Below are 12741 nucleotides of genomic sequence, written 5' to 3' on the forward strand. Positions count from 1 at the left end.
AAGGCCCGGTCGTGTCGTGGAGCGGCTCTTCGTGCTCCGGTGCTCCGGAGGCGCGCGAGATCTCGTACTGCCACAGGGGGTGGTCGCTTCTGGGGATGGGCGTGGCACCTGATCGGCGTGGAGGGTCGGTGCTCTTTCGGTTCATGGGGCGGAGGGGGCCAACGGCGCGAAGAGGGCGAAGGTGGCGAAGGTGGCGTTCGCGGGTTGGCCGGACATTGCGCTGCTGGGGATGTGCGTCAGTCTTGCGGTGGGGGGCGGCAGCGGCGGCGGCCGTACTGGGTCCCCTGTGGTGTGCGCTCTTGGAGGCGGTGTGGTGCGAGGTGTGTGAGGGAGGAGGCGTCGGCATGCCCGGCAGTTTGGCGGGGGCACGGCGCGGTTCGAGCTGGTGAACGTGGTTCTGTGGATGGCTGTGGGTTATGCACAGGCGCCGGGCTGAGAACACCGCTGGGCGCTCGCCCGGGTTGAGGTCTGCGGCCGGAGAGCGGATCGGCCCTCGTGCGGCCTGCCGCCGCCGGTGAGACGCGCGGCATGCGGGCCAGTCGCGCATGCGGGCCAGGTGGTGGCGCCGCCGCCGGAACCACTGCGGAGTGGGCGCCTGCAGCCGGGCGGGCCTTCACCGCCGGCCCGGGCGCTCACACAGCAGGCCCGTCCAGGCGGGCCGTCGACGAGGTGGCGTCATGTGATCCGTGGGGGGCGCCGCGACGGCTCGGGCGTAGAGGGGAGGCCCAGATCCACAGTGTGCTGAGGGCGATGCCCGCGGCCGAGATGAGGATGACGGCGCGGAGGCCCACCCACTCCGCCAGGAGGCCGCCCGCCAGCCCGCCCAGCGCCATGACGCCCTGCACCGCGAACGTCGTCGTGGCGTTGACGCGGCCCCTCAGCTCGGGCGTGGCCTCGTTGAGCATGATGGCGCCCATGCAGGTGGAGAAAGCCACCACGATGCCGCCGGTGACCGTTCCCGATACGGCGAGCACCGCCAGTTTCCACCACAGCGGACCGCTCAGCAGGCCGACGATGAGGACCTCCGCCGGGAAGAACAGCACGGACACGAGCAGGACGCGGTTCGCGCCGTAGCGGCCGGCCAAGCGGGTCGTGACCCAGGCGCCGAGCAGGCCGCCGAGACCGCTGAAGGCGATGAGGGCCCCGATGAGGCCCTGGGGGATGCCGAGGGTGTTGACCATGTAGAGCATGTGGACGGCCATGTACGTCATCGCGAAGAAGTTGATCGTGACCCCCGCGCCGAGCAGGGCACGGAGCACGGGGTGGGTGGCGCTGACGCGGAGTCCCTCGGTCACGTCACGCCACATGCCCCGTGACGGGGCCGGCTCGTGACGGTCCGGGGTGCGGATGGAGCGCAGCAGCACGGCTGACGTCAGGAACGACAGGGCCTCGGCCAGTACGGCGAGCGGGGCCGTGACGAGCTGGACGAGCAGCCCCGCGAGGCCGGGGCCGGCGACCGAGGCGACGGAGTAGGACGCCTGCAGTCCCGCCATCGCCTCGGTGCGCTGGTCCGGGGAGACGATGACCGCCAGGTGCGGGAAGTTCACGGCTCGGAACAGCACCGACGCGGTGCCGACGACGAGTGCGACGGCGATCAGCCAGATCACGTTCAGCGTTCCCAGCAGCCACGCCACCGGAACGGTCGCCGCCGCCAGGCCCGCCACCAGCTCGCAGGCGATCATGACCGGGCGGTGCCGGGTGAGCCGGTCCGCGATCGCGCCCGTCTGGAGGCCGAACACCAGGGCGGGGACCGAGGCGGCGGCCGTGAGCAGGCCCATCTCGGCGGGAGAGGCCGTGAGAAGCGTGACGGCGGTGAGGGGGATCGCCAGCTTGGACACTTCCGAGCCGGTGACCGAGACGGTCCGGGCGCCCCACAGTAAGCGGTAGTCGCGCTGCTTCCGGAGGGGCGTCACAGCGGGAAAAGTGTGAAGGGAACGCTTCATACTATGTGAAAGTAACGCTTCACAGTCCTGAAGGCAATGCTTCACATCAGATCCGGGTACCTTGTGCCCATGACGCGGGAGATGGAGAGCCTCAGCGATCCCAGGGCGATGCGGGCTCTGGCGCATCCGGCACGGCTGGCGATCCTCAACCGGCTCGGCGCCGGAGGCAGCGTCACGGCCACCGACGTCGCCGAGGGGGCGGGTATCACGCCCAGCGCGGCCAGCTATCACCTGCGCATGCTGGCCAAGTACGGATTCGTGGAGGACGCGCCGCCTCGGGGGGACGGGAGGGAGCGCCTGTGGAAGGCGGTGGACAAGTCCTTCGCCATCGGCCGGCTGCCCGACGACCGGCCGGAGGTGCGTGAGGCCAAGGACCTGCTGATCGAGGCGTTGCGCAAGGAGGCGGACGAGGAGGCGCGGCGGGCTCTGGCCAACCACGACCAGGAGCCGCCGGAGTGGCGTGACGCCACCACCTTCGCGCGCACCATTCTCCGTGTCGACGCCGCGGAGCTCGCCCGGCTCGCGCAGGAGATCGAGAAGCTGCTTCGGCCGTACGTCGCCCGCCACCGGCCGCCCGAGGCGGCGCCGGCGGGGGCCCGGGTCGCGGAGGCGCAGTTCAACCTGTTTCCGCATGTGCGGAGGCCGGTGCCGGGTCTCCCCACGGAGGACCACGGAGCCGGGTGAGGCGACCGGTTGACCGGGGGCGGTCAGGCGGGGGCGGCATGCAAGGTAGACTTTCCGGTGGCCTGTCACCACAGGCCGACTTCGCATGCCCCGTCACGGATCACACCATCGGTCCGGGCCTGGCCCGGCTGGCGTGATTCGGGGCATCAGGGCGGTGGCCGTTGGCCGCCGCGTCACAACCGAGAATCGCGCCCGCCTGCCGGGCGCCCTGACCTGGAGGACCAGCAGATGGCCCCCGTCGTCACCATGCGACAGCTGCTCGAGAGCGGCGTTCACTTCGGACACCAGACTCGCCGGTGGAACCCGAAGATGAAGCGCTTCATCTTCACCGAGCGCAACGGCATCTACATCATCGACCTGCAGAAGTCGCTGTCGTTCATCGACCGTGCCTACGACTTCGTCAAGGAGACGGTCGCCCACGGCGGCACGATCCTGTTCATCGGCACCAAGAAGCAGGCTCAGGAGGCCATCTCCGAGCAGGCCGCCCGTGTCGGCATGCCGTACGTCAACCAGCGCTGGCTGGGTGGCATGCTCACCAACTTCTCCACCGTGCACAAGAGGCTTCAGCGCCTGAAGGAGCTCGAGGAGCTCGACTTCGACAACGTCGCCGCCTCGGGGCTCACCAAGAAGGAGCTCCTCATGCGCCGGCGTGAGAAGGACAAGCTCGAGCGCACGCTCGGCGGCATCCGTGACATGGGCCGCGTGCCCAGCGCGGTGTGGATCGTCGACACCAAGAAGGAGCACATCGCGATCAGCGAGGCCAAGAAGCTTGGCATCCCTGTCGTCGCGATCCTCGACACCAACTGCGACCCCGACGAGGTCGACTACCCGATCCCCGGCAACGACGACGCGATCCGCGCCGTCGGCCTGCTGACCCGGGTCGTCGCCGACGGTGTCGCCGCCGGTCTGATGGCCCGCTCGGGCGCCGCCCGTGGTGACGAGAAGCCCGCCGCCGCCGAGCCGCTGGCCGAGTGGGAGCGCGAGCTCATCGAGCAGGGCACCGGCGAGGCCGCCGCGACCGAGGCAGCTCCTGAGGCCGAGGCCGCTCCCGCCGAGGCCGCCGCCCCGGCTGAGGCCGCGCCCGAGGCTGAGGCCGCTCCTGAGGCTGAGGCCGCCGCGCCTGAGGCCGCTGCGACCGAGGCCGCTGCTGAGGCTGAGGCCGACGCGCCCGAGGCCGGCACCGAGCAGCCGCAGGCCTGACCGACCGAGTCGCCTGGCTCCCACCCCGGCCGTCTCCACGGGGCGGACGGGGTGAGGGCCACAGGTGGCGTCGCCGGTGAGCGCGTGTTCGTCGGTGCGATGGCGACGCGGGGGGAGATCCACGCCCCCTGCGTCACGAAGCGGCAGCAGCTCGGCCGGGGCACCTCGACGGGCGAACCGATCGAGGCGGCCGGGCCGAGCCGCCGGACGCCACTCCGGCCGGCATCGCACCGCCGGACGCCGCCGCTCCGGCTGGGCGTCTCTTCGGACGTCACTCCGGTCGGGACGAGGTTTCAGGACGTCGCTTCGGTGAGGGGCGAGGTTTCCGGACATCGCCTCGGTGAGATGCGAGCCTCCCCGGGGCAGTGCCGGCGCACCGCCGCCGCACCGCCGGGGACACCTCTCCCAGGAAGCGCCTCCGGGCGACGTGCCGGGAGAGCGCCTGAGGCACCGCACCTGGCCAGCAGCACAAGGACGCCAAACCGGGCCCGCCGCCCGGGTTAGCGCCCACCGGCTCGGGTTACACACCGAGCAAGGCCAAGCTTCCGCACGGCACGCGCCGGCCGTTCCACCCCAGGGTGGGTGCCGGACCCGGCGCCCATCCGATCCACGACGAAATCCCACGAGGAAAAAGCAATGGCTTCCGTGAACATGGCCGACGTCAAGCGGCTTCGCGAGATCACCGCTGCCGGCATGATGGACTGCAAGAAGGCGCTGGAGGAGTCCGAGGGTGACTTCGACCGCGCCATCGAGCTGCTGCGCCTGAAGGGCGCCAAGGACGTCGGCAAGCGCGAGGCGCGCACCGCCTCCAACGGCCTGGTCGCCCTCAAGCAGGACGGCGACTCCGCCGCCGCGCTGCTCGAGCTCAACTGCGAGACCGACTTCGTCGCCAAGGGCGAGCGCTTCCAGGAGCTGGCCGCCCAGGTCGTCAACCACGTGCTGGCCACCAAGCCGGCCGACGTGGCCTCCCTGCTCGAGTCCTCCTTCGACGGCAAGACCGTCAAGGAGCACCTGGACGTGGCCAACGCCGCGCTGGGCGAGAAGATCGAGGTCCGCCGCTTCGCGGTGCTGGAGGGCGGCTACATCGGCGCCTACATGCACCGCACCGACCCGGCCCTGCCGCCGGCCGTCGGCGTGCTCGTGCAGCTCGACAAGCCGAACGCCGAGGTCGCCAAGGACATCGCCCAGCACGCCGCGGCGATGGCCCCGCAGTACCTGAGCCCCGCCTCCGTGCCCGCCGAGGTCGTCGAGAAGGAGCGCAAGCTCTTCGAGGAGATGACCCGCGAGGAGGGCAAGCCCGAGGCCGCCATCGGCAAGATCGTCGAGGGTCGCGTCAACGGCTGGTACAAGGACTTCACGCTGCTCCAGCAGGCGTTCGTCAAGGACAACAAGAAGAGCGTGGCGAAGTACGCCGAGGAGAACGGTGCCGAGGTGCTCTCGTTCGTCCGCTTCAAGGTCGGTCAGGCTTAGGCTTGAGCGAACCCTCAGCTCACCGAAACTTCTAAGAAGGAGGCCGCCGCCGTGCAGGACAATCAGGAGCCAGCCACGCCGGCGGCTTCCTCGCGTCCGGGTTCGCCGCAGAGTCCGCTGCGCTGGAAACGGGTGATGCTGAAGCTGTCGGGTGAGGCGTTCGCCGGCGGTGACCCGCTGGGGATCGACCCGCTCGTGGTCGACCACCTGGCCGACTCGATCGCCGAGGCCGTCCGTGAGGGCGTGCAGGTCGCGGTCGTGGTCGGCGGTGGCAACATGTTCCGCGGGGCCGCCCTGTCGGAGCAGGGGATCGACCGGGCCCGCGCCGACTACATGGGCATGCTGGGCACGGTCATCAACTGCCTGGCGTTGCAGGACTTCCTGGAACGGCGCGGCGTGGAGACGCGGGTGCAGACGGCCATCACCATGCAGCAGGTGGCCGAGCCGTTCCTGCCGCGCCGGGCGATCAGGCACCTGGAGAAGGGCCGCGTGGTGATCTTTGGGGCGGGGCTCGGCTCGCCGTTCTTCTCCACCGACACCGCCGCGTCGCAGCGTGCCCTGGAGATCGGCGCCGAGGCGCTGCTCAAGGGCACCCAGGTCGACGGCGTCTACGACTCCGACCCGCGCAAGAACCCGGACGCGGTGCGGTTCGACCACCTCGACTACGGCGAGGTGCTGATCCGGGACCTGCAGGTCATGGACGCGACCGCGATCAGCCTGTGCAAGGACAACGACCTCCCGATCGTGGTCTTCGATCTCATGGGTGAGGGCAACATCCTGCGAGCGGTCCGCGGTGAGAAAATCGGCACGCTGGTGAGTCCCGCAGGCAAGTGAGCGAGCCCGATCCGCCAGCCAGAAGACAGGGAGCCGCTGTGATCGACGAAACCCTCCTCGAAGCCGAGGAGAAGATGGACAAGGCCGTGTCGGTCGCGAAGGAGGACTTCGCGGCCATCCGCACGGGCCGTGTCACCCCCTCGATGTTCAACAAGATCAGTGCCGAGTACTACGGCTCGCCCACCCCGATCCAGCAGCTGGCCTCGTTCCACGTGCCCGAGGCCCGCATGGTCATCATCCAGCCCTACGACAAGGGCTCGATGGCCGCGATCGAGAAGGCGATCCGCGACTCCGACCTCGGCGTCAACCCGAGCAACGACGGCCAGCTGATCCGTGTGTCGTTCCCCGAGCTGTCGGAGGAGCGCCGCAAGGAGTACATCAAGGTGGCCCGTAACAAGGGCGAGCACGCCAAGGTGTCGGTGCGCAACATCCGCCGCTCCGCCAAGGAGACCCTTGACAAGATGATCAAGGATGGCGAGGCGGGCGAGGACGAGGTCCGGCGCGCCGAGAAGGAGCTCGACGACGTGACGCAGAAGCACGTCGCGAAGATCGACGAGCTGCTCAAGCACAAGGAAGCCGAGCTGCTCGAGGTCTGAGCGGCGCCCGCCGCACGGCCCTCGCCCGATGGCGGGGGCCGTGGCTTATGGAGAGTCTCTGTGGAAGAACGTACGGCTGGCGGCAGCCCGAGCGGCGGCGGCCGTACGGGACGTAACCTGCCCGCCGCGATCGCGGTGGGCGTGGGGCTGGGCGCGCTGGTCATCGCCTCCCTCTACACGGTCAAGGAGCTGTTCCTGGTCGTGGTCGTGGCGGCCGTGGGTGTCGGCGTGGTCGAGATGACGCAGGCGTTCGCGTCCCGCGGCATCCGGGTGCCCGTCGTGCCGGTGCTGGTCTCGATGGCCGCCATGCAGGCCGGGGCGTACTGGGGCGGGCCGGTCTGGCTGCTCGGCGTGTTCGTGGTGTCGGTGTTCGTCCTGCTGATCTGGCGCATGTTCACGGGCGGGGACGGCGAGGGCGAGGGCGGGCGCACCGCGGGGTACGTCCGTGACGCGACGGGCTCCGCCTTCCTGCTCGTCTACCCGCCGCTGCTGGCGGGCTTCGTGGCGCTGCTGCTGGCGCCGGGCGACGGCCGCGACCGGGTGATCGTGTTCATCGCGGTGACCGTGGCCAGCGACATCGGCGGCTACATCGCGGGTGTGCTGTTCGGCAAGCACCAGCTGACCGTCATCAGCCCGAAGAAGACCTGGGAGGGCCTGGCCGGGTCGGTGGTGGCCTGCACGGTGGTCGGGGCGTGGCTGGTGACCTGGCTCTTCGACGGGCGGCTCTGGCAGGGAGCGCTGATCGGCGCGCTGGCCGCGCTGCTGGCGACCGTGGGCGACCTGATCGAGTCGATGATCAAGCGGGATCTCGGCATCAAGGACCTCGGCACCATCCTGCCGGGCCACGGCGGCCTCATGGACCGGCTCGACTCGCTGGTGACCACGCTGGTGCCGGTGTGGCTGCTAATGACGGTGTTCTTCTAGCTCCCCGGCCGTGATGGGCGTGAGCCAGAGCCAGCGCACCGCCTCACCCCCGAACGTGAATCCCGACAAGGCGGGCATGTCGGGGGGATCGGCGAGCATAAGCACTCCCGCGTACTGCGGTCCCAGCGGGAACGTGGCCGGCTCGTGGTACCACTTGGCGGTGTGCCCGTGGCCGAGCCAGGTGACCGAGTGCCAGGGGTACTGCGCCAGCCAGACGAGCAGCAGCGCCGCCTCGCGGGGGTCGTCGCGGGTGGCCACGGCCAGCTCGATCCGGGCGTACGCGCCGGGCTGGTCGATCCACTGCTCGACCGTGGGCATGCGCTGGCAGCTCATGCCGACCGTGGACAGCACGCTGAACGGCCGACCTTCGCGCGGCGGACGCTCGGTGATGCCGACGGTCGGCAGCCGGTCGCCGCTCGCCTCCCAGTAGCGCCCGGCCCGGCCCAGAACCGCGTCGAGGTGGCTCATCGCGAACTGCTGGAACGACGGCCACGACCCCTCCGAGTGGCGCCACAGCCAGTAGGAGCGGGCGTTGGAGATGCGCGGCGCCAGACCCTCCAGCGCCTCCGACAGCGCCCACGCGAACGGTGACTCGCCCACGGCGTCGCGCGCGTAGCCGGGCATGCCCCTGCTCATGTCGGCCCAGCCCGGGATGACGGCCAGCAGGTCGTCGTCCTCGTAGAGGGCCACGCCGTCCCCCTCCTCGAACCACAGGACGGCCAGCCTGCCGAGCGGGCCGCGCCCGGCGGGGTGCGTCGTGCCGGGGCTCGGCATCAGCGGCGGCCGGCCGGAGTTGACGCGGGCCAGGTCCATGACCGGTGGGGCGGCGCGGTGGTTGGCCAGCCACACCGCGCCGTGCACGGTGCCGCCGGGCGCGCGCAGGTAAGCCACCGAGGCGCCCTCGTCGCGCTCGACCACGAGCTCGCGGCTGCCGTACGGGTTGACGGCGGTGAGGACGACCTCGGCCCGCCCCTCGCCAGACGCCGACCGGAAAATCGTCATACGAGACGACTGTAGATCGGCGGAGTGCCCCTGTGCGAGCGGTACCGCGACCGGGAGCTCCCCTCGGCGCACCGCGCCAGAACAGATGACCCCTGGAATGACGCCTTCACGCCGAGCGTTCATTACCCTGGTCGGTAACCCCCTCTAGCAGAAGGCAGTCCCGTGTCCCAGCAGCCAGGTCAGCTCACGTTCGTCGCGCCGCGCAGGGCCAAGCCCGCCCGGCACCTGGCCGACCTGTCCATGGCCGACCGGCGGGCGGCGGTGACCGAGCTGGGGGAGAAGGCGTTCCGCGCCGACCAGCTGTCACGCCACTACTTCGAGCGGCTCACCGCCGACGTGGACGCGATGACGGACCTGCCGGCGGCCTCGCGCGAGAAGCTGTCGTCGCTGCTGCCGTCGCTGCTCACCCCGGTCAAGGAGCTGACGACCGACGCCGGCACCACCCGCAAGACGCTGTGGCGGCTGTTCGACGGGGCGCTGGTGGAGTCGGTCCTCATGCGCTACCCCGACCGGGTCACGATGTGCGTGTCGTCACAGGCCGGCTGCGGCATGAACTGCCCGTTCTGCGCCACCGGCCAGGCCGGGCTGACCCGCAACATGTCGACCGCCGAGATCGTCGAGCAGGTCGTGTCGGGCGCTCGGGCGCTGGCGGCCGGCGAGGTGCCGGGCGGGCCCGGCCGGGTCAGCAACGTGGTCTTCATGGGCATGGGCGAGCCGCTGGCCAACTACAAGCAGGTGATCGGCGCGGTGCGCCGCATGGTGGAGCCGGCGCCGCACGGGCTCGGCATCTCGGCGCGCGGGGTCACGGTGTCCACGGTCGGCCTGGTGCCGGCGATCGGCAAGCTGGCCGAGGAGGGGCTGCCGGTGACGCTCGCGCTGTCGCTGCACGCGCCGGACGACGAGCTGCGCGACACGCTGGTGCCGATCAACACCCGGTGGAAGGTCGCCGAGGTGCTCGACGCGGCGTGGGCGTACGCGGCCAGGACGAAGCGGCGGGTGTCCATCGAGTACGCGCTGATCAAGGACATCAACGACCAGGAGTGGCGGGCCGACCTGCTCGGCAAGCTGGTGCGCAACAAGCTGGTGCACGTCAACCTGATCCCGCTCAACCCGACGCCGGGCTCCAAGTGGACGGCCTCGCGCCCGGAGGACGAGCGGGCGTTCGTGCGCCGGCTGCAGTTCCACGGGGTGCCGGTGACGGTCCGCGACACGCGCGGGCGCGAGATCGACGGCGCCTGCGGCCAGCTCGCCGCCGCGGACGCCTGACTCACCCGTCCCAGACGTCCGCGTCACCGGATGGACCCGAGGCGCCTCAGTCCAGGGGCGCCCCGGCCGGGGTCCTCAAGGCCGCGTGCGCCGCAGGTACCCGTACACGCCTAGCCCCACGAGGCACCACGCCAGCGAGATGGCGCTCAGCCCCGGCAGCTCGGCCACCAGCCGACCCGCCGCCGCCGCCTTCATCCAGGCCGCCACCGGCACTGTCAGCCAGTACGCCGGAGAGACGCTGAGCACGAGCATCACCAGGAACCCGCCCACGAGCCCCATGATCGAGAACGCCGGTGACGGCACGACGGCCCGGCTGGTGAGAGCGCCGAGCGTGACCCCGGCGAGGGCGGCGAGGGCGTGGACCACCACGCCGGCGACGGAGACCCCGGGCGGAGGAGCGGCGGACAGGCCGAGCGCCAGCCCGCACCCCAGGGCCAGCGTCGCGAACGCGCCGCACGCGACCAGGGCCGCCAGCAGCCCGGCGGCCGTCTCGCGCCCGCGCCCGCCCACGGCGGTCGCCGAGATGGCGCGCTGCTCGTCGGGCTCGGTGTCCAGCAGGCTCCGCGCCGCCCAGGCCAGGAACGGGATGATGAGCACGGCCCCGTCCGTCAGCGCGGCCGCCTCGGAGCCGCGCGGCGCGCGGCTGGCGTAGACGATCGAGAGCGTGATGATGATGGGCAGCAGGGCCTGGTGAACGCGGTGGGAGCGCACGTAGGCGGCGAGGCGGAAGACGACCAGGGCGATCACGGGGCCTCCTCGCCGGTGAGGGCGCGGGCCCGGTAGCCGTCGTCGCGGGTCCGGCGGAGGAACGCCTCCAGGTCGCGGGCCGGCACGCTCACCTCGACGGTCACCGTCCTCTCCTCGTCCCCGTTCCAGGAAGCGGCATCGGGGGAGGGCACGGGCGGTGGGCCGGCGTGCTCGCTCAGGCGGCCGTCGCGTAACGACCAGAGGCGCAGCCCGGCCAGCGCGCGCAGCCCGCCCTGGTGGTCGCTCGCCACGACGACGCCGCCCCGCTCGGCCACCTCCGTGACGATGCCCGGCAGCGCGTCGCGGGTGTCCCGGTCCAGGCCCGCGAACGGCTCGTCCAGCACGAGCAGCCCAGGCTCGGCCATGAGCGCCTGCACCAGGCCGACCTTGTGCGCCGTGCCCTTCGACAGCTCGCCCAGCCGCACCCCCGCGAACCGGTCCAGGCCGAGGCGCTCGGCCCAGGGCTCCCAGCGGGCGCCGGCGCGCACGCGCGCCATGTGACCCAGGTAGCCGGCCACGGTGAACGGCTGACCGGCGGGGAAGCGGTCGGGGACGTACCCGACGACGCCGGGCCGTCCGGTGACGGTCCCGGAGGTGGGCCGGGTGAGACCGGCCAGCAGGCGCAGCAGCGTGGACTTGCCCGCGCCGTTCGAGCCGACGAGCTCCACCACGTCACCGGGAGCGAGGCGGGCCTCGGCGGCCTCGATGACGTAACGGTCGTGTCTTCGGTAGCGGAATGAGACCTGAGCGAGCCACATGGTGCTGTAACGGTATAAGGCGGCTCGCATCATCGGGATAAAGAACCCCACAATAGAGATCGATACCCCTCAGCAGCTTCCGGGAGGAGTGGGCTTGAACCGCTTTCCGCGCGTCATGGGCATGCGTTCCGGATATGACCCGGCCGAGGTCGACGCCCTCATCGGGCGCATCGAGTCGGCGCTGGGCCGGGGAGCGGGTGAGGCGGAGCCCGTGACCGCCGACGACGTTCGCCGGGCCACGTTCCGCCCCAGACGCGGCGGCTACCACGAGACGGCCGTGGACTTCGCCCTGGAGGCGTTCGTCGTGGCGCTGGAGACACAGGCCAGGAGCCCCGTCAGGCTGGCTGCCCTGGCGGAGCCGACCGGGGAGATGCTGCGCGAGGAGTGGTTCGAGACCCAGGCGGCGCGGGTGGAGCGGGTGGCGTTCCGGCCGGGCCGGATGGGCACCGGCTACAACGAGGACGAGGTGGACGCGTTCCTCGACCGGATCGTGGCCACGCTGCGCGGCACCACCGAGTACCCGGTGACGGCCAAGGAGGTGCGGGAGGCGAAGTTCTCGACCGTGCTGCTGAGGTCGGGTTACCTCATCTCGGACGTGGACGCCTTCCTGGCGGGCATCTCCGACGTGCTGGAGCAGCGCGGGCAGCCCTGAGGCCGGTCAGAGCAGGGTGACCAGGCCGCGCAGGTCCGGCAGGACGTCCTGCGGCACCGACGGGTCGGCGGGCCGCTCACCCTGCCGGTTGATCCACACGCGGCGCAACCCCAGCCGGTGCGCCGGCACCAGGTCGTGGACGTAGCTCTGCGCCACGTGCACCCACCGCTCGGGGTCGAACGAGTCCCTGAACACGGTGAAAGGCGCGAGGTCCGGCTTGTAGGCGCCGGCGTCCTCGGAGGTCACGACCGCGTCGAACGGCACGGGCAGCCGCCGCCGGGTCCCGGCGATCAGGTCGCGGTCGCAGTTGGTCAGCAGCGCGATCCGCCAGCCGGCCTCCCGCAGCCGGGCCAGCTCGGCGCCGACGTCGGGGAAGACGGGCCAGTAGGGGAGCGTGGCGGCCAGAATCCCGGCGTTGTCGGGCCGCAGCGCGACACCCTCCTCGGCGCAGGCGCGGCGCAGCGCCTCGGCCAGCACCTCGCGGTAGCGCAGGCGCGGGGACTCCTGCTGGACCGCGCGCTCGTGCGGGCCGTACGCGTGGAGCAGCCGCCCGCCGTGTCCGGGCGCGACCAGCTCGGCGCTGGTCGCGATGCCGTGCCGCCAGTCCACCAGCGTGCCGAAGCAGTCGAACGTCACCCATCGCATGGTGACCATCATGGCCCGTC

13 protein-coding genes are annotated in these 12741 nt (G+C 71.5%); 8 read left to right on the plus strand and 5 right to left on the minus strand.

Annotated elements, in window-relative coordinates:
- Positions 1-632: 632 nt before the first annotated feature.
- The gene (locus MTP10_RS18590) at positions 633-1913 is read right to left on the minus strand and encodes an MFS transporter (RefSeq protein WP_310710728.1); all 1281 of its coding nucleotides are present in this window, start codon (positions 1911-1913) and stop codon (positions 633-635) included.
- 99 nt (positions 1914-2012) lie between these two features.
- Between MTP10_RS18590 and MTP10_RS18595 the strand changes: the two genes are divergently transcribed.
- The 6 genes from MTP10_RS18595 (at position 2013) to MTP10_RS18620 (ending at position 7651) form a co-directional block, all read left to right on the plus strand.
- Positions 2013-2627: a winged helix-turn-helix domain-containing protein gene (locus MTP10_RS18595; protein ID WP_310710729.1), complete on the plus strand. Its 615-nt coding sequence runs from the start codon at positions 2013-2015 to the stop codon at positions 2625-2627.
- Between the two features lie 228 nt (positions 2628-2855).
- Positions 2856-3827, plus strand: a complete 972-nt coding sequence (rpsB, locus tag MTP10_RS18600) for a 30S ribosomal protein S2 (RefSeq protein WP_310710730.1) — start codon at positions 2856-2858, stop codon at positions 3825-3827.
- 636 nt (positions 3828-4463) lie between these two features.
- A complete protein-coding gene (gene tsf, locus MTP10_RS18605) occupies positions 4464-5297 on the plus strand; it encodes a translation elongation factor Ts (protein ID WP_310710731.1) in 834 nt (277 codons plus the stop codon).
- Between the two features lie 135 nt (positions 5298-5432).
- Positions 5433-6131, plus strand: a complete 699-nt coding sequence (gene pyrH, locus MTP10_RS18610; RefSeq protein WP_217709034.1) for a UMP kinase — start codon at positions 5433-5435, stop codon at positions 6129-6131.
- A 38-nt stretch (positions 6132-6169) separates the two neighbouring features.
- Positions 6170-6727: a ribosome recycling factor gene (gene frr / locus MTP10_RS18615; RefSeq protein ID WP_310710732.1), complete on the plus strand. Its 558-nt coding sequence runs from the start codon at positions 6170-6172 to the stop codon at positions 6725-6727.
- A gap of 60 nt (positions 6728-6787) precedes the next feature.
- Entirely contained in the window at positions 6788-7651 is an 864-nt protein-coding gene (locus MTP10_RS18620) for a phosphatidate cytidylyltransferase (RefSeq protein WP_310710733.1), read from the plus strand.
- Here MTP10_RS18620 and MTP10_RS18625 read toward each other — a convergent pair.
- A complete protein-coding gene (locus MTP10_RS18625; protein ID WP_310710734.1) occupies positions 7631-8653 on the minus strand; it encodes a suppressor of fused domain protein in 1023 nt (340 codons plus the stop codon). The genes MTP10_RS18620 and MTP10_RS18625 overlap by 21 nt on opposite strands.
- Positions 8654-8815: 162 nt before the next feature.
- Between MTP10_RS18625 and rlmN the strand changes: the two genes are divergently transcribed.
- The gene (gene rlmN / locus MTP10_RS18630) at positions 8816-9919 is read left to right on the plus strand and encodes a 23S rRNA (adenine(2503)-C(2))-methyltransferase RlmN (protein WP_310710735.1); all 1104 of its coding nucleotides are present in this window, start codon (positions 8816-8818) and stop codon (positions 9917-9919) included.
- Positions 9920-9994: 75 nt separating this feature from the next.
- Here rlmN and MTP10_RS18635 read toward each other — a convergent pair whose 3' ends face one another.
- The gene (locus MTP10_RS18635; RefSeq protein ID WP_310710736.1) at positions 9995-10666 is read right to left on the minus strand and encodes a hypothetical protein; all 672 of its coding nucleotides are present in this window, start codon (positions 10664-10666) and stop codon (positions 9995-9997) included.
- Entirely contained in the window at positions 10663-11424 is a 762-nt protein-coding gene (locus MTP10_RS18640) for an ATP-binding cassette domain-containing protein (RefSeq protein ID WP_310710737.1), read from the minus strand. Before MTP10_RS18640 ends, MTP10_RS18635 begins: the two co-directional genes overlap by 4 nt.
- A 94-nt stretch (positions 11425-11518) precedes the next feature.
- Between MTP10_RS18640 and MTP10_RS18645 the strand changes: the two genes are divergently transcribed.
- The gene (locus MTP10_RS18645; protein WP_310710738.1) at positions 11519-12076 is read left to right on the plus strand and encodes a DivIVA domain-containing protein; all 558 of its coding nucleotides are present in this window, start codon (positions 11519-11521) and stop codon (positions 12074-12076) included.
- Positions 12077-12082: 6 nt separating this feature from the next.
- On the opposite strand, the gene MTP10_RS18650 is transcribed toward MTP10_RS18645, so the two are convergent.
- The gene (locus MTP10_RS18650) at positions 12083-12721 is read right to left on the minus strand and encodes an HAD family hydrolase (protein ID WP_310710739.1); all 639 of its coding nucleotides are present in this window, start codon (positions 12719-12721) and stop codon (positions 12083-12085) included.
- Between the last annotated feature and the right edge of the window lie 20 nt (positions 12722-12741).

The sequence above is a fragment of the Nonomuraea sp. 3-1Str genome (assembly GCF_031570565.1).
Lineage (GTDB): Bacteria > Actinomycetota > Actinomycetes > Streptosporangiales > Streptosporangiaceae > Nonomuraea.